The organism is Gordonia sp. C13 (genome assembly GCF_023218005.1).
In the GTDB taxonomy this organism is placed as follows: Bacteria; Actinomycetota; Actinomycetes; order Mycobacteriales; family Mycobacteriaceae; genus Gordonia; species Gordonia namibiensis.
Window position 1 is genome coordinate 124,267 of sequence record NZ_JALPSY010000010.1, and the last position, 16,833, is coordinate 141,099.

The 16,833-nt window shown below is 68.5% G+C and carries 16 protein-coding genes; 10 read left to right on the plus strand and 6 right to left on the minus strand.

Annotated elements, in window-relative coordinates; all coding sequences use genetic code 11:
* Positions 1-34: 34 nt before the first annotated feature.
* Together M1L58_RS10880 and M1L58_RS10885 are read right to left on the minus strand one after the other, a co-directional pair.
* A complete protein-coding gene (locus tag M1L58_RS10880) occupies positions 35-1,747 on the minus strand; it encodes a substrate-binding domain-containing protein (protein WP_248658904.1) in 1,713 nt (570 codons plus the stop codon).
* Positions 1,748-1,860: 113 nt separating this feature from the next.
* Positions 1,861-2,298: a type II toxin-antitoxin system Rv0910 family toxin gene (locus M1L58_RS10885; protein ID WP_040536921.1), complete on the minus strand. Its 438-nt coding sequence runs from the start codon at positions 2,296-2,298 to the stop codon at positions 1,861-1,863.
* Here M1L58_RS10885 and M1L58_RS10890 point away from each other — a divergent pair.
* The gene (locus tag M1L58_RS10890; RefSeq protein WP_248658905.1) at positions 2,276-2,917 is read left to right on the plus strand and encodes a DNA-3-methyladenine glycosylase; all 642 of its coding nucleotides are present in this window, start codon (positions 2,276-2,278) and stop codon (positions 2,915-2,917) included. The genes M1L58_RS10885 and M1L58_RS10890 overlap by 23 nt on opposite strands.
* A gap of 8 nt (positions 2,918-2,925) precedes the next feature.
* On the opposite strand, the gene M1L58_RS10895 is transcribed toward M1L58_RS10890, so the two are convergent.
* The 3 genes from M1L58_RS10895 to M1L58_RS10905 all read right to left on the minus strand — a co-directional run bounded on the left by M1L58_RS10895 (position 2,926) and on the right by M1L58_RS10905 (position 6,930).
* A complete protein-coding gene (locus M1L58_RS10895) occupies positions 2,926-3,186 on the minus strand; it encodes an antitoxin (RefSeq protein WP_006868283.1) in 261 nt (86 codons plus the stop codon).
* Between the two features lie 73 nt (positions 3,187-3,259).
* On the minus strand, positions 3,260-5,749 hold the full coding sequence (locus tag M1L58_RS10900) for an HAD-IC family P-type ATPase (RefSeq protein ID WP_248658906.1): 2,490 nt from the start codon (positions 5,747-5,749) through the stop codon (positions 3,260-3,262).
* On the minus strand, positions 5,746-6,930 hold the full coding sequence (locus M1L58_RS10905) for an MBL fold metallo-hydrolase (RefSeq protein ID WP_248658907.1): 1,185 nt from the start codon (positions 6,928-6,930) through the stop codon (positions 5,746-5,748). Before M1L58_RS10905 ends, M1L58_RS10900 begins: the two co-directional genes overlap by 4 nt.
* A 175-nt stretch (positions 6,931-7,105) precedes the next feature.
* Between M1L58_RS10905 and M1L58_RS10910 the strand changes: the two genes are divergently transcribed.
* The 4 genes from M1L58_RS10910 (at position 7,106) to M1L58_RS10925 (ending at position 11,554) form a co-directional block, all read left to right on the plus strand.
* The gene (locus M1L58_RS10910; RefSeq protein WP_232717986.1) at positions 7,106-7,765 is read left to right on the plus strand and encodes a TetR/AcrR family transcriptional regulator; all 660 of its coding nucleotides are present in this window, start codon (positions 7,106-7,108) and stop codon (positions 7,763-7,765) included.
* Positions 7,749-9,044 carry an alanine racemase gene (locus tag M1L58_RS10915; protein WP_248658908.1) on the plus strand — a complete coding sequence of 432 codons (1,296 nt, stop codon included), beginning with the start codon at positions 7,749-7,751 and terminating at the stop codon, positions 9,042-9,044. Before M1L58_RS10910 ends, M1L58_RS10915 begins: the two co-directional genes overlap by 17 nt.
* Positions 9,032-10,363, plus strand: a complete 1,332-nt coding sequence (locus M1L58_RS10920; protein WP_248658909.1) for a D-arabinono-1,4-lactone oxidase — start codon at positions 9,032-9,034, stop codon at positions 10,361-10,363. Before M1L58_RS10915 ends, M1L58_RS10920 begins: the two co-directional genes overlap by 13 nt.
* Before the next feature lie 81 nt (positions 10,364-10,444).
* Entirely contained in the window at positions 10,445-11,554 is a 1,110-nt protein-coding gene (locus M1L58_RS10925; protein WP_248658910.1) for an XdhC family protein, read from the plus strand.
* A gap of 18 nt (positions 11,555-11,572) precedes the next feature.
* On the opposite strand, the gene M1L58_RS10930 is transcribed toward M1L58_RS10925, so the two are convergent.
* Positions 11,573-12,304 carry an enoyl-CoA hydratase gene (locus M1L58_RS10930; RefSeq protein ID WP_006868276.1) on the minus strand — a complete coding sequence of 244 codons (732 nt, stop codon included), beginning with the start codon at positions 12,302-12,304 and terminating at the stop codon, positions 11,573-11,575.
* A 54-nt stretch (positions 12,305-12,358) separates the two neighbouring features.
* Here M1L58_RS10930 and M1L58_RS10935 point away from each other — a divergent pair, with 54 nt between their 5' ends.
* The 5 genes from M1L58_RS10935 to M1L58_RS10955 all read left to right on the plus strand — a co-directional run bounded on the left by M1L58_RS10935 (position 12,359) and on the right by M1L58_RS10955 (position 16,664).
* The gene (locus M1L58_RS10935; RefSeq protein ID WP_374112696.1) at positions 12,359-13,534 is read left to right on the plus strand and encodes an NAD(P)-binding domain-containing protein; all 1,176 of its coding nucleotides are present in this window, start codon (positions 12,359-12,361) and stop codon (positions 13,532-13,534) included.
* A 79-nt stretch (positions 13,535-13,613) separates the two neighbouring features.
* Entirely contained in the window at positions 13,614-13,928 is a 315-nt protein-coding gene (locus M1L58_RS10940; protein ID WP_006868274.1) for a helix-turn-helix transcriptional regulator, read from the plus strand.
* The gene (locus M1L58_RS10945; protein ID WP_248658911.1) at positions 13,925-14,545 is read left to right on the plus strand and encodes a hypothetical protein; all 621 of its coding nucleotides are present in this window, start codon (positions 13,925-13,927) and stop codon (positions 14,543-14,545) included. Before M1L58_RS10940 ends, M1L58_RS10945 begins: the two co-directional genes overlap by 4 nt.
* A complete protein-coding gene (locus M1L58_RS10950; protein ID WP_154884328.1) occupies positions 14,542-15,438 on the plus strand; it encodes an ABC transporter ATP-binding protein in 897 nt (298 codons plus the stop codon). The genes M1L58_RS10945 and M1L58_RS10950 overlap by 4 nt, the downstream gene beginning before the upstream one ends.
* Positions 15,435-16,664, plus strand: a complete 1,230-nt coding sequence (locus tag M1L58_RS10955; protein WP_248658912.1) for an ABC transporter permease — start codon at positions 15,435-15,437, stop codon at positions 16,662-16,664. Before M1L58_RS10950 ends, M1L58_RS10955 begins: the two co-directional genes overlap by 4 nt.
* The last annotated feature ends 169 nt before the right edge of the window (positions 16,665-16,833 follow it).

A 16,833-nucleotide genomic window follows, 5' to 3' on the forward strand; every position in this document is an offset into this window, starting at 1 on the left:
TGGCCCGCGCCTCGCCTCCGGTGACCTCTGTCGGTCAGCGACCGGCCGCGGCCACGCGTGCCTGGATGGCGTCGACGAACACGGTCCGGATGTCGGCGGCGTTCTCGGCGATGTAGGTGGTGCCGCCGGTGGCCTCGGCGATCTGCTTGAGCGCGTCGGAGTCCGCGTCGTCGGAGATGCCGATCGTCAGGACCAGGACGGGACGCGCCGGGTCCTCGAGTCGCTTCAGCTCGGCGAGCAGTTCGTCGAGACCGATGCTGTTCGGGTCCTCGTTCTGCCCGTCGGTCATGATGATGACGCTGTTGGAGTAGTTCGGGTCGTAGGTGTCCTGGACCTTCTTGAACGCGGCGAGCGTGGTGTCGTAGAGGCCGGTCCCGCCACCGAGATCCGACAGCCCCTCCTCGACCGCCTTGCCGAGCGCCTCACGGTGTGTACCGCCGCCCGAGCGAGCATCGAGTCGTCGGATGGGGGCCATCTCGACCCAGTCCTGGCCGTTGCCGCCCTTGTCGACGCTGAACGCCCAGCCGCCGATCATCGTGTTGTTGGGGAACAGCTTCAGACCGGTCTGCGAGGCGTCGATCAGCAATCCCGCGCGGGTGGTCCCGCCGGCCGGGGTCGCCATCGAACCCGAGGTGTCCTGTACGACGAGGGTGCGGATCGGCACGCCGAGAACCTGCCACTGACGCAGGGCCTTGTCGACCGACGACGGATCGCGCAGCTCGAGCTCCTTCACCGGCTCGCCGACCCCGTTTCCGTCGGCATCGCGGTAGCCGGCGTCGGACAACGCCTTGCGGCCGGCGTCGGAGTCGAGGGCCGCCACGAGCGCGGCACCGGCCTCGTCGGCGACCTGCTGGCGTGCGGCGGATGCGGTGTTCACGAGCGGGTACTCGAGCATGACGGTGCCCGCGGCCGGGATGGAGGACTTGAGCTTCGACCCCTGGTGGGTGCGCATGAACAGCTCGTACTGCTGCTCGGTCGTCACCACCGGCACACCCGAGGTGTTCGCCAGATTGAGACGGGTGCCCTCGTTGTCGTTGGTGAGACGCGCGTTGTTCTGCTGGATCGCCAGGACCGTCATGGCCTCGGTGAACTTCTCCTCCGGCAGTTCGCCGGCGTCGACGGCCGCGAGCGCACCGATGATCGGGGCGTCACCGGTGCTGGTGTCGACCGGGCTGCCGGTCCGCAGGTCGGGGAGCTTCATGACCTCGACCCACGTGTCGAGTTCGGGGACGTTCTCGCCGGCGACGACGGTCGGGGTCGAGGCGACGGAGGGTGCGACCAGGTCGAGGTCGCGACGGACCTGCGTCGTGACGCGGCGGGCCTGGACCTGCGAGTCGGCGACCCAGAGGTCGGGGGCCGCGGCGCCCTGCGTCAGCAGGCCGGGCACATCGGCGCCGGCGGCGGTCTGGACGTCGTAGTCGTAGCAGGAGTCCGCGGATGCCTGCCGTGCCACCTCACGCAGGGGGCCGGTCATCGCGTAGTCGGACGCAACGGCCACTCGGGTGCGGTCACCGCAGCCGCCGGAACCGGCCTGCCAGATGATCACGCCGGTGACCAGCGCGACGACCGCGACCAGGGCGATGATCGCCCACAGCCAACCCCCACGGCGACCGCTGCCGGCCTCGCGGTGCTCGAAGCCGAAGTCGTCGTCGGACCGGCTCGCGTCTCCCGCGGGTCCCCCGCTGCTCGCGGCAGCCCGGCCCCAATCGTTCCCGCCGCGGTCGGCATCTGAGCTGTGACGCCCCATAGTTTTCTCGTTCCCCTCTTGTGGCGGTGTTCTCGCACCGCCTGACGCATCGCTGTCACCCGCAGCCGCGTCGGCGCGGCGGCGGATGTGCCCCGCGCGACGTCACGCTCGGGTCAGCTGAAGACCTCTCGGAATTGCTGCAGCGACTTTCGTAGATCCCCCGCTACCGCCAGGGCCGCGGTCTTACCCACGGGCCCGATCAGCGGCAACCCACCCAGATCAACAGTGAAGGTTACTTCCGATCCGCTCGAAGTGGGAACGATGCCCAGATCGAGTTTGGCCTTCACACCGCCTTTGCCGCTCCCCTTCAGCCGTACGTGCGACACCGGGTCGAACTTCTCGACGACCCAGTCGAAGCGGATCCTGGTGCCCTTGACGACGACGACCGAAGCGATCTTTGTGCCCTTGGCCAGGTCCTCGGAGGCCGGGATCGGGCTGCGCCAGGAGTCGTGGATCAGCAGCCACTCGTCGTACCGGGACAGGTCCGACGCGGCCGCCCAGGTATCTTCCGGAGACAGTTCAACCTCGATGGAGTCACTCGTCTTCGCCATGGTCCCAGAGCCTAGTGTCCGCACCTCCGACTCTCCCGCGCCGGTCGCCGATCAGGCCCGGGCGCTGCTCGGTGCGCACCTGACCGGTCACGGCGTGACGATCCAGGTCACCGAGGTGGAGGCCTATGCCGGCCCCGACGATCCCGCGTCGCATGCATACACGCGAACGGCACGATCGGAGATCATGTACGGCCCGCCGGGCCGGTTGTACGTGTACCGCATCCACGGCCACCACTGCGCCAACATCGTGGTGAGGGGGACGGGACCTGCGGCGGCGGTCCTGATTCGGGCCGGCGAGGTGGTCGACGGGGTGGAGCTGGCACGTGCCCGACGCGGGGCCGCGCGCTCGACGCCGGTGTCCGACGACCGGCTCGCCAGCGGTCCCGGGAACCTGTGCCGCGCCCTCGGGATCACCATGGCCGACCTCGGCACCGATCTCGCCGATCCGGACATGCCTGTGACTCTCGACACATCTCGGCGCGGACCGCTCCCGGATCTGCCGGTAGCCGCCGGGCCGCGCGTCGGCGTTCGACGCGCGGCTGACCTGGCGTGGCGGTTCTTCTTCGACGGCCACCCGACGGTGTCGGGGTATCGCCGTCACCCGCGGGCGGGTGCCTGACCTGCTACCTACTGCGGGTTCTGCGGGTTTCGAGGTTGCGGACTCTGCTGGCCCGGCAACGCCTCCCCGGGGTTGGCGGGCGGCGTCTGTCCCTGAGTGCCCTGTCCCGGCGCGCCGACGGCCTTCCGCACTGCGTCCTGCGCCTTGTCGACCTGACCCGAGTACTTGTTCTTGGTGACCTTGTCGATCGCGTCGCCGCCCTTGTCGATCAGGGTCGGGTTCTTCTGCAGCGCGGCCCTGGCCTTGTTGACGAGTCCCTTGAGATCCATGACGTCTCCTGTGTCGACGAGCCGGACTTCTTCCGGCAACTCGCCGCAGAGTTTAGTCGCCGGCACGGCGTCGTCACACAGCCGACGCCTCGCCCACCTCAACCGAGTGTTCCGCGGGCGAACCGTGGCTCGCGATCCACCGCGGCACGATCCGCGAAACCGCTTCCACGAGCACGATTCCGACGGCCGCCGAGGTGAGTGCGACCGAGTTCATCGTCCAGTTCGACGAATCGAGGTGGAAGAGGTCCTGGGTGAACGGCCACGCGAAGATCAGCACGTAGGCACCGGCGGAGACGGCGAGCAGGAGAACCTTCCACCAGTTGTACGGCCGCGCGACCACGGCGAGGACGTAGACCGCGATCGCGATAAGCGTCATCAGCGACGCGGTGGCCGCCTGGGTCTGTGCCGGCGACAGGTCGACGGCGTCGCCGCCGACCTCCACTCCCGGACCGCCCGGATTGACGATCACGTAGGTGACGAAGGTGCACAGACCGACGATGATGCCGTTGGGTACTGCTTGCAGCAGGACCCGCCGCACGAAACCGCGGCGGGCGCGCTCGTTGTTGGGCGCCAGCGACAGCACGAAGGCGGGGATTCCGATGGTGAACCACGCCGAGATCGTCACGTGGATCGGCTGGAACGGGTAGCTCAGCGGATCCGAGTCGAACAGCCTGCCCAGCACGCCGCCGACACCGACGAACAGCGCCAGCAGCACCGCATACACCGTCTTGGTGAGGAACAGGTTGGAGACGCGTTCGATGTTGCCGATGACCCGGCGGCCTTCACCCACCACATAAGGCAGGGTGGCGAACTTGTTGTCCAGCAACACGATCTGGGCCACCGACCGGGCAGCCGAACTGCCCGACCCCATCGCGACGCCGATGTCGGCGTCCTTGAGTGCGAGCACATCGTTGACGCCGTCGCCGGTCATCGCCACGGTGTTGTCCCGCGACTGCAACGCCTTGACCATGGCGCGTTTCTGATCGGGACGGACGCGACCGAAGGTGATGCCGTGTTCGACGACGTCGGCCAGTTCGCCCTCCTCCTCGGGCAGCTTGCGCGCGTCGACGGAGGTGTCGGCCGAGCCGAGTCCGAGCGATTCGGCGACCGCACCGACGGAGCGGGCGTTGTCACCGGAGATCACCTTGACCGCGACGTGCTGCTGTTCGAAGTAGTCGATGGTGCCGCGCGCATCGGGTCGGACCCGCTGTTCGAGCACGACGAGCCCGACCGGGGTCACGGCGCCGGGGGCGACGACGCCGTCGGCGGGTTCGGTGTCGACGGGGACGTCGGTGCGTGCGAGCAGCAGCACGCGCAGTCCGGTGGCACCGATGTCGGAGGCCAGCTGGGCGGTGTCCCCCGCGGGGTCGAGCAACACGTCGGGTGCGCCGATCAGCCAGTTGCCCACGTCGGCGCCGGCCTCGTCGACGAACGAGATCCCGCTCCACTTGGTGGCCGAGGTGAACGGCTTGATCGCGGACACCGTCCACGACGGCGGGGTCGGGTATGCCTCGGCGACGGCGATCATGCTCGCGTTGGGGCGCGGATCGTGGGCGGCCAGCGCGGCGAGCACCTCACCGGCGAGCTCCGGCGAATCATTGCCGACGACGCGCAGTTCGGAGAGCCGCATGCCGTTCTCGGTGAGGGTGCCGGTCTTGTCGGCGCACACGACGTTGACGCGGGCCAGACCCTCGATCGCGGGGAGCTCGTTGACGAGGCATTGCCGCTGACCGAGGCGCACGACGCCGACGGCGAAGGCGATCGAGGTCATCAGGACCAGCCCCTCGGGGACCATCGGCACCAGCGCGGCGACCATGCCCAGCAGTGCCTGCTTGAGCCCGTTCTCGCTGATGAACAGCTGGTTGACGATGGTCAGGATGCCGGCGGGGATGAGCAGCCAGGTGATGACCCGCAGGATCTGGTCGATTCCCGAACGGAGTTCGGAGGAGACCAGGGTGAACTTCGAGGCCTCGGCCGCGAGCTGCGCGGCGTACGCATCGGCACCGACCTTGGTCGCCCGGTAGGCGCCGCCACCGGCGACCACGAAGCTGCCGGACATGACCTGCGCACCCGGGTCCTTGTCGATCGGATCGGCCTCACCGGTCAGCAGCGACTCGTCGACGTCGAGTGCGGTGGCCTCGATGACCTCGCCGTCGACGACGATCTGGTCGCCGGCGCCGATCTCGATGATGTCGTCGAGCACGACCTCGTCGGGTGCCACCTCCACGACCTCACCGTCGCGCCGGACCCGCGGCCGGGTCTGGCCGACGATGGCGAGCTTGTCGAGGGTGCGCTTGGCGCGGATCTCCTGGACGATGCCGATCGTCGAGTTGGCGATGATCAGCAGACCGAACAGACCGTTGATGAGCGAGCCGGTGAACGCGACGATGGCGAACAGGACACCGAGGATCGCGTTGATGCGCGTGAAGACGTTGGCGCGCACGATGTCCGCCACGCTTCGGCCCGAACGGTCGGGCATGGAGTTGACCTTGCCCTCGGCGACCCGCTGGGCCACCTCTGCCGCGCTGAGACCCGGCTCGATCGTCTCCGCCGTGGTGCTCACGCCGAAACCTCCCACCAACTCGGATGCGCCACACCGGTTCCGGTGCGGTGTTCGAGGTCGATCGAACCACCGGGCTGTGGGACGAGCACAGTCGGGTCGCCGTGGCGTGAGGCTGCGCGCAGCCGCGCGATCGGCTCACCCCAGGGGTGGCGGGCGAGATTGAAGGTGCCCCAGTGGATCGGGATCATCACCGAATCGGCCCCGGACCCCGGCGACACCATCCGGTGCACCGACAACGCTTCCTCGGGATTCACGTGGATGTCGGGCCACATGACGTCGTAGGCGCCGACGGCGATCAGCGTCAGGTCGAAGGGACCGAGCTTCGCTCCGAGATCCTCGAATCGTTCGGTGTGGCCGGTGTCGCCGGAGAAGAAGACCCGGTGGGTGTGACCGGCGATCGCCCAGCTCCCCCATTGCGTGAGGTTGCGTGCCAGCCAACGCCCGGAGAAGTGGCGTGCCGGGCCGCAGGTGAACCGCAGCTCACCACCACGGGTGGCGACGGCGATCTCGTCCCACCAATCCGCCTGCCGGATACGGTCTTCGGCGATCCCCCAGGCCATGAGGTGTGCGGCGACGCCGATTGTCGTGACGAACACGGCCTCGGGTTGGGTCGCCGCGATGGTGGTGACCGTGTCCATGTCGAGGTGGTCGTAGTGGTCGTGGCTGATCACCACGACGTCGATCGGGGGCAGCTGACGGGCCGACAGCGGGGCCGCGTGCATGCGCCCCGGGCCGACGAGCTGACTCGGCGAGCAGCGCCGGCTCAGGACCGGGTCGGTGATGATGCGCGCGCCGTCGATGTCGACGGTGGCGGTGGCGTGTCCGAGCCAGGTGACGGCGAGGGGCGACGGGGCGTCGAAGGTCGGGACGGTGACCATCACCGGCCGTCGGGGCCGGCCCGGGCGGCGTGCCATGTCGGCGAGTACCTGCCGGTCCGGGGTGATGGATCCTTCCGGCGGCTCGGGGTTGTCGAAGACCCCGTCTCGCAGGTGCGGGGATGTGCGGACGTGCGGCACGATCTCCTCGCGGGTGGCGCCGAGTGCACGTGCCGGGCCGAGACCACCGGCGGCGAGCCGTTCGGCCACCGCGTCGGCCATCATCACCCCGGCCGATGTCACCCGCCCGAGGACCCGCGAGGTCGCGTCGGGGCCGGTTCTTTCGGAGTTCGTGGTCACGTCCACACAGTAATCCGATCGGGTGGTGTTCGATGCGAAGCACGACGGCGTCGGTTCGGAAGCCTCTCACGGCGACCGTCGAGTTGTGAGCAACGGTAAACATCGGCACGTTTTTGGGTGATGAACCGCGCAAACACCGACAACGGCACTGGTAGGCTGCGGCGAACATTGTCCACCGCACATGCGCAGGCGCATGTTGGCCAAGGGGTTGACCGTCGTGCCACGGATGTCCGTCGAACAGCGTCGAAGCGCGCTCATCGAGTCGGCCTACCGCGTGATAGCCGATCACGGTGTGGAAGGTGCCACCACCCGCCGGATCTGCGCTCACGCCGGGATGCCACTCGCGAGTTTCCATTACGCGTTCGAGAGCCGCACAGCACTGCTGTGCGCGGTGATGGAGCAGGCGGTGCCCCACGACATCGAGCGGATGCTGCACACGGTGCTGCCGGCCGCCGAGTACGGCGACACCTTCACGCTCGAGGTGATCCGGGACAACATGGAGCGGCAGTTCCATGCGTTCTACGACCTGCTGAAGGCCGATCCCGGCCGGATGCAGGCGGGTATAGCGCTGGGCATCTACGCGCACAATCACCCGGAGCTACAGCAGGTCGGCCACGCCATGTACGGGGAGTTGTACCGGATCGCCACGGCCGGACTGCAGGCCATCACCGACCATGCCCCGGTGTCCTTCACCCGTCCGGTGGAGGAACTCGGCCCGTTCGTCATCGCCGCCACCAACGCGATCACGCTGACCTTCCTGAGCACCGGTGACGACAAGGTGATCAGCTCGATCATCACCGCGGTCTCCGACCAGCTCTTCACCTATGTCAGGCTCGACTGAGCGTCCCACCCATGGATCGTCGTCGATCGGGGAGTTCGACGACGGACTGTGGGTGAACGACCCCGAGCAGTACTGGGCGTCAATCGATTCCGCGGTACGCGAGGCCGGCCTCGACGCCCCGGTCCTCGCCCTCGACCGGGCAGCGCTCGAGCACAACGCGGCCGATCTGTTGCGGCGCTCCGCAGGTGTCCCGATCCGGATCGCCAGCAAGTCCCTCCGGGTGCGTTCGGTGATCGCCGACCTCGCCGGTCGTCCCGGCTTCCACGGTGTGCTCGCCTACGATCTCGCCGAAGCACACTGGCTGGCGACGACCTCGGACATCGACGACATCCTCATCGGCTATCCGAGCGTCCGCCGGGAAGCACTGGCGGCCTTCGTCTCCGACGAGGCGGCGACGAGTCGCGTGAGCCTGCTCGTCGACTCGATCGATCAGCTCGACATCATCGACGCCGTCGCCCCACCCGCCGCACGACGACCGATCCGCGTGGCCATCGACCTCGATGCGTCCTACCGGCTCCTCGGCGGTCGGGTCCACATCGGCGTCCGCCGATCCCCGGTCCATTCGCGACGCGACGTGCTCGACCTCGCCCGGGCCATCGTCGCGCGGAACGGTTTCGACCTGGTCGGGGTGATGTCGTACGAGGCGCAGGTCGCCGGCGTCGCCGACGCGGTGCCCGGGAAGGCCGTCGTCAACCGGGCGGTCGGGATGATGCAGCGCCGGTCGATGGCCGAGCTGCGTCGCCGGCGCGGCAAGGTCATCGGCGAGCTGCGGGAGATCGCCGACCTGGAATTCGTCAACGGCGGCGGCACCGGCTCCCTGGAGGAGACCGCCCGCGACCGGTCCGTCACCGACATCGCCGCGGGCAGCGGCCTTTTCGGTGGCCACCTGTTCGACGGGTACGCCCGGTTCCGCCCGGCACCCGCGCTGTCGTTCGGACTCGACGTCGTCCGTCGCCCCGCCCGCGGCATCGTCACCTGCGCCGGCGGTGGCTGGATCGCTTCCGGACCGCCCGCACCCGATCGCCTCCCGAAACCCGTGTGGCCGAGCGGACTCGAATTCGTCGGCACCGAGGCCGCCGGCGAGGTGCAGACCCCGCTGCGCGGCGAGGCTGCGCAGGGCATCGCGATCGGCGATCGAGTATGGTTCCGGCACACCAAGTCCGGCGAGGTCTGCGAACGTGCCCGGGAAGTCGCGATCATCGACCGCGACGACGCCGGTCACGCGGTGGTCGGCGAGGTCGTGCCCACCTACCGAGGCGAAGGGAAATGCTTTCTGTGAGCGGGACGTCGACCACCGCCGGGCACAGCTGGCGCAACTGGGGTGGCACCGCGTCGTGGACACCGAGCCGCGTGCTCCGTCCGACGAGTGTGGGCGCCATCGCCGACATCGTGCGGGAGACCGCCGAGCGGGGCGGCACGGTCAAGACCGTCGGCGCCGGACACAGCTTCTCCCCCATCGCCGTCGCCGACGACGTCCAGCTCGAACTGTCCGGTCTGCGCGGCCTGGCCGGCGCCGACGGCCACCGCGTGACGCTGCACGCGGGCACCCACCTGCACGAGATCCCCGCGCTGCTGGCACCGCGGGGTCTCGCGATGGCCAACCTCGGTGACGTCGACCGGCAGACCATCGCAGGCGCGACCTCCACCGGAACCCACGGCACCGGACTGGCGTTCGGCGGCATCAGCACGCAGGTCGCGGGCGTCACACTCGTGAACGGCGAGGGCGAGATCGTGACCATCGGTCCCGAGGATCCCGAACTCCGCGCTGCCGCCCTGGGTCTCGGCGCACTCGGGGTCGTCGTCGAGATCACGCTCGACTGCGTCGACAACTTCCGGCTGCATGCCGCCGAGGGCCCGGCCACCGCGGACGATGCGATCGCCGGGTTCCTCGACCGTGTCGCCTCGTCGGACCATCACGAGTTCTACCTTTTCCCACACACCAATTGCGCACTCGTGAAGACCAACACTCGGCTCGGGACGGATGCGCCGATCACCGGACCGTCGCGGTTCCGCCGGTACGTCGACGATGAGCTGTTGAGCAACAAGGTCTTTCGCGTGCTGTGCGAGGTCGGGGTCCGCGCGCCGCGCCTGATCCCCGCCATCAACCAGGTTGCCGGCCGCAGCCTGTCGTCCCGCGAACTCACCGACACGTCGACCAAGATCTTCGTCTCCGACCGTGATGTGCGCTTCCGCGAGATGGAGTACTCGATCCCCCTCGAGGACGTCCCGGCGGCTCTGAGCGAGATCCGCGCGCTGCTGGACCGCCGCAAGTACCGGGTCAGCTTCCCCATCGAGGTACGTGCCGCCGCGGCCGACGACCTGATGCTCTCCACCGCCACCGGACGGCGCAGCGGCTACATCGCCGTCCACCGCTACCACCGCGACGACCCGGCCGACTCCGCCGCGTACTTCGCCGACGTCGAAGCGATCCTCACCGGTTTCGGCGGACGCCCCCACTGGGGCAAGATGCACACCCGCGACGCGGAGTACCTGCGCAGCGTCTACCCGCGCTTCGACGAGTTCCGCGCGGTGCGAGACCGGTTCGACCCGTCGCGCGTGTTCGCGAACGACTACCTGCGGCGGGTGCTGGGCGACTAGCAGGCACCTCTGCACAGGTGTCGGCGTCGCCGCCACCAGCCCATCTGGCCCGGCCGGGCGCCATCTGGTCAACTGGAGTGCATGCGCGACATCCTGCCCGACCTGCTCGCCGTCCTCGACGGCGCCGACGCACGTCCCGTGGCGCTGTGTCGGGTCATCTCGACGTCCGGGTCGGCACCGCGCGAGGTCGGGGCGTCGATGGTCGTCACGGATGACGACACCGTCATCGGCTCGGTCTCCGGCGGATGCGTCGAATCGGCCCTGGTCCACACCGCACAGCAGGTGCTCGAGGACGGGCTCGCGGTCGTCGAGCAGTTCGGCATCGAGGACCCTCGTGATCCCGCGCCCGGCCTCACCTGCGGCGGCCAGATCGACGTCGTCGTCGAACGGATCGAACCCACGCCGGAACGACTGGGGCAACTCCGACGCCTCGCCGACGCACTCGCGGACGATGAACCGATCGCCGTCGCCACGACGCTGAACGCCCACCCGGACTGGTACGTCGCGACCGAGACCTCCCGGCCGCCGTGGCGACGGCTCGACCACGACGTCGCCGACATGCTCGAGACCGGTCGCACCGGCGTGATCGGCGTCGACGACTGCGAGGCCACCGATCCCGCTGCGCCGACCGAGGACCGGCCACGCACCTTCGTGCATACCTTCGCCCCGCCGGCACGTCTGATCCTGGTGGGCGCCAACGACTTCGTACGCGCACTCAGTTCGCTGGGTTCGACGCTCGGGATGCGGGTGACCGTCGTCGACGCGCGGCCCGTGTTCGCGACACCGGAACGCTTCCCCGACGCCGACGAGGTGATCGTCGGCTGGCCCGATCGCTATCTCGCCGAACAGATCCGGGACCGGCAGATCCGCTCGACCACAGCGCTGTGCGTGATGACCCACGACACCAAGTTCGACGTTCCGACACTCCGCACCGCCCTGCAGTCACGGACCTTCGGTTTCGTCGGCGCACTCGGGTCACGCCGGACCGCGGCGGATCGCGACGAACGCCTCCGCGCGGAGGGCGTCGACGAGACACAACTGTCGCGTCTGCGTTCACCCTTGGGACTCGATCTCGGCGGTCACACACCGGCCGAGGTTGCTGTTGCGATCGCGGCCCAGCTCATCGCGGAAAGGCATGGCGCCCAGGCCGTCCCGCTGCACCAGGGCACCGGGCCCATCCACCGGCGCTGAACCGGCCGAGTGCGCGTGTCAGTGCCCGACGAACTTCGGCGGCCGCTTCTCGTTGCGCGCGGCGCGCCCCTCGGCCATGTCGTCGCTCTGCCAGGCGCGCACCATCGCGGCGACCCGGTCCTCGGGTGCGGTGTCGCGGGCACCGTCGCCGTTGAGGACCAGCTTGTAGTGCTGCAGGGTGAGCGGCGCGAGGTCGGCGATGGTGGCCGCCCAGTGCTGGGCGTCGGCGAGATCGCCGATGCGGTTGGCGAATCCGAGGGTGTGGGCACGGTCGGCGTTCAGCGGGTCACAACCGATGAGCATGCCGCGCGCCTGTCCGGCACCGACCAGTGAGACGAGCCGACGGATGGTCCACTCGTCCACTGCGACACCGAGTTTGGCGGCCGGGATCGCGGCTATTGCATCGGGTGCCATCACGCGGAGGTCGGCTGCCATCGCCAGCTGGAGGCCACCGCCGATCGCGGAACCGTTGAGAGCGGCGATGACCGGAACCGGCGTCGACTCGATGCGGTGCAGCGTGGACACGAGCTTGTCGAGGAAGCCGGGGTCGTAGACCGGGCCGGACAGGTCGGCCCCCGCGCTGAACACCGGTCCGCGCCCGGTTATCACGATGGCCCGCGCACCGGCCTCGGTCGCGGCATCGAAGGCATCGGCCAGCCCGCTCAGCATCTCCTCGTTGAGGGCGTTACGCTTGTCGACCCGATCGAGCTCGATGGTGACAACGGCGCCGTCGGTGGTGGAGTGGATCATGGGGGCCAAGCCTACCGATGACACTGTCGGGCCGAGTCGTGACAGGGTGGTGAGGTGCCGAACACCACGCCGAGCAGCACCGCACCGGGCAGCGCCCTCCAAGTCGAAGGGACCGACTCGGACGCGGTCGACGTCGAGGCCCACTCGGACGTCCTGATCATCGGCGGCGGGCAGGCAGCCCTGTCGTCGGCCTACTTCCTGCACCGCTTCGGCCTCGGCGACCGGTATCAGATGCTCGACCACGCGCCCGGCCCCGGCGGCGCCTGGCAGTTCCGCTGGCCGACGCTGACCCTCGCCACCGCCAATCGGGTGCACGACCTCCCCGGGTGGGGCATCGTCGAAGCGCTCGGCCTCGACTGCGACCAGCTACCCGCGGCCACCGCGGTCCCCGAGTACTTCGGCCGCTACGAGGAGAAGTTCGGCCTGAACGTCCATCGGCCGGTACACGTTCGGGCGGTCCGACGGGAGGGCGAGGGGTTCGGTGTCGAGCTGGCCGACGGCCGCAACCTGACCACGAACGTCATCATCAACGCCACCGGCACGTGGGACCGGCCGTTCATCCCGCACATCCCCGGCGCCGCCGACTTTCGAGGGCGCCAGTTGCACACGCACGACTACACGTCACCGGCGGAGTTCGCCGGCAAGCGGGTCCTCGTGGTGGGTGCCGGGATCTCGGCGATTCAGCTGCTCATCGAGATCGCCCGCGAAGCGCCCGGCGTCGAGACGTTCTGGTGCTCGCGGCGCGAACCGGTCTTCAGCACCGAACCGTTCACGCCCGAGCAGGGACGAGAGGCCGTCGCACGCGTCGAGCGCCGTGTCCGCGCGGGACTGCCCCCGACGTCGGTTGTCTCGGTGACCGGCCTCGCCCTGACACCCGCGATCGACGCGGCCCAGCGCGACGGCATCCTGTCGTGGCGCCCGATGTTCACCCGCATCACCGAGACCGGCGTCTGTTGGGACTGCGGCCCCGCGGGTGGCGAGCATCTGGACCTGGACGTCATCTTCTGGAACACAGGCTTCCGCAGTTCACTCGATCACCTGGCGCCGCTGCGGCTGCGCGCACCGGGTGGCGGCATCACCATGACCGGTCGCCTCGCAACGGTCGTCGAGGCCGATCCCCGTATCCAGCTGATCGGGTACGGCCCGTCGGCGTCGACGATCGGGGCCAACCGAGCCGGCCGGGAAGCCGCGAGAGTGGCTGCCGACCTCCTGGAAGTCGCCTCTCACTGACCCGTCGCCACCACGACGGTGTGGCCGTCGGCGTTATTGGGGATTGACAGATTGTTGTGTTTTCCCAACACTTGGTGGCGTGAGTCCAATACGCCGTGGGGAAAAGCTTCCCATCTACAACCGCATCGGCGTCCTGCGTGCGGAACGGCAGATGTCGCGGGCCGAGCTCGCGACACTAGTCGGCATCAACGTCCAGTCCGTCGGCGCCCTCGAGCGGGGCGACAACTACCCCAGCCTCGACCTCGCCTTCCGCATCTGCGACGTCTTCGACCTTCCTGTCGAAGCCGTGTTCAGCCGAACCCCGTTCGGCGCCATGTCGGCCGAGCTCTACCGGCGTGACACGCGCCCGGCCCCGAACGACTCACCCAGCAACGACACCGGAGGTGACCGATGAACGACCCGAACTCGGCGTTCCCCGAGGCGGCGAAACCCGAGGTCTGGCGCCGTTACGAGAACTGGCGGGGGCGTCGACACGAAGAATTCAACGCCAAGCACGCCCATCGCCTGACCACCTGGCGTAACCAGCGCGCATACCGGCGACTGGTGATCACACTGCTGTGCGCGCTGGTCTTCATCATCGCCAGCTCGTTCCTGGCCTTCCAGTCGTCGGGATGGTTCCTGCTGCCGTTCGGCATCGGCCTGGTCTCGGTCATCACCATCCAGATCGCGCTGCGTATCGTCACCGGCTCCATCGCCGACGCGCCGGTGTCCGCGCTCGACGAGATCCAGCTGGCCCAACGCAATTCGGCGCGATCCTTCGGCTTCTTCGTGCTCTACGCGGTGATGTTCATCCCGTACTTCGTCCTCGTCGGGATCAGCATGCGCGACGAGGTGCCCGGCCAGTGGGTCTACGGCAGCGCCATCCTGCTGATCTCCCTGGTACTCACCGCGATCTGCGTGCCCAACATGCTGATCGCCTGGTGGATGGCCGATCCCGACCCGGAAGACCTGATCAAACCCCCACAGACACCCTCCGACACCGCCACCGGCGGAAAGGAACGTGACTCATGAACGCACCACTCATCGTCGACGGATTACACAAGCGCTACGGGGATCTGGTGGCTCTGCGCGACATGACCTTTCATGTCGAACCCGGCGAGATCTTCGGTTTCGTGGGCAGCAACGGCGCCGGCAAGTCGACCACCATGCGCATCATCCTCGGAGTTCTCTCCGCCGACGCCGGCGAGGTCCGGCTCGGCGAGCGCCCCATCGACCTCGACCTCCGTCGACGTATCGGATACATGCCCGAGGAACGCGGCCTCTATCCGAAGATGAAGGTCGGCGAGCAACTCACCTTCCTCGCGAAACTGCACGGCATGGACACTGCGGAGGCCGAGGAGTCGGTGGAACGATGGACCGAACGCCTCGGCGTCGGCAGTAGGTACGACGACAACGTCGCCGACCTCAGCCTCGGCAACCAGCAGCGCGTCCAACTCGCTGCCGCGCTCGTCCACGACCCCCAGGTGCTGGTGCTCGACGAGCCGTTCTCCGGTCTCGACCCGGTCGCCGTCGACGTCATGAGCGATGTGCTCAAAGAGAAGGCCGCGGAGGGTATCCCGGTCATCTTCTCCTCGCATCAGCTCGATCTGGTGCAACGACTGTGCGACCGAGTCGGCATCGTCGTGCGCGGCGAGATGCGTGCCCTGGGCACGGTCGAAGCCCTGCGTTCCCGCGACGGCATCACCCTCGAGGTCACCGGCCCGCGTGCCGACGTCGCCTGGGCCGACGCACTACCCGGTGTCCGCGAGGCCGCCTACGGCGAGACCACCCGACTCCTCGTCGACCCGGATGTGGTCGATGACCAGCAGATCCTGGCGGCAGCACTCGACCACGGTCCGGTCCACCGCTTCACGACGTCCACCCCGTCCCTCACCGACATGTTCCGAGAGGTCGTTTCGGCATGACCACACTGCACCACAGCCCCACCACGACACCGAACCCATCAGCCAAGGCCTCGGCCGCGCAGGCCATCCGGCTCGTCGCCGAACGCGAGATCACCACGCGGGCCAAGACCCGCTCGTTCGTCGTCAGCACCGCCCTGCTGATGGTCGTGATCATCGTCGGCGCCATCCTCATCAACCTGTTCGCCGGCGGTGAGGACGTCGAGAAGGTCGCGGTGGTCGGCCAACCGGCAGCGATCACCGAATCGATCGTCGCGGTCGGCGACTCCGCCGGTACATCCATCGCGACCGAGCCCGTGGACACCGTCGAGCAGGCCCGCGCCAAGGTCGCCGACGGTGACGTCGCGGCGGCACTCGTGCCGGGTGACAACCCCGGGTCGTACGTGATCCTGAGCAAGGACGGCGCCGACCCCGCTGTCGAAGGCCCCATCCGGACCGCGGTGTCGCAAGTAGGCCTCACCGACGCACTCGCGGCACGAGGCGTCGATGCGGCGTCGCTGCCCGCCGTGGACATCTCGGTGACGCAGCTCGACCCGGCGCGCCCGGATGAGGGAGAACGGCTTGTCATCGCCTTGGTCGGCGTCATCCTGCTGATCACGGCGATCATGATGGGCGGCACGATGGTGGCCGTCGGCGTCGTCGAGGAGAAGACCTCCCGGGTCGTCGAACTGCTGCTTGCAACGATCAAGCCGCTGCACCTGCTGTGGGGCAAGATCATCGGCATCGGTGCGGTCGCGCTCACTCAAGTCGTGTTGCTCGGTGCGACAGCACTGATCGCCGGCACCGCAACCGGAATCCTCACGCTGCCCGGAGCCGCGGTCGGCATGTTCGCGGCCGTCATCGCCTGGTTCGTGCTCGGTTTCCTGTTCTTCGCGTCCCTCTACGCCGCGACCGGCGCGATCGTGTCCCGCCAGGAGGAACTGAGCTCGGCATCGTTCCCGTTGACCGTTCTCGCGATGGGCGTGATGTACGCCGGCATCTTCGGTGTGCAGGCGCTCGACTCGACCCTCATCAAGACCCTCAGCTGGATTCCACCGTTCAGCGCGGCGCTCATGCCGATGCGGATCGCCAGCGGCGACACCAACACCCTCCAGATCGTGCTCACGTTCGTGCTCATGGCGGCTGTCTGTGCGCTCGCCACCTGGGTTGCAGCACGCATCTATCAGCGCTCGATCCTCCGTACCGGCTCCCGCCTGGGCTGGGGTGAGGTACTCAAGCTCGCTCGCTGACAGAGACGACGAATGCCCCGTGACCCGAAGGTAGCGGGGCATTCTCATTGTCTGTGGTGTGCCGGCCGGCTCGGGGATCTTGTAGAAGTTGTGGGTGCTATAGCCGCGGTGTTTCTACATTCTGGCGGGCCCGTGCTGGTGGTGGAATGCATTGTGGCCCTACACGAAC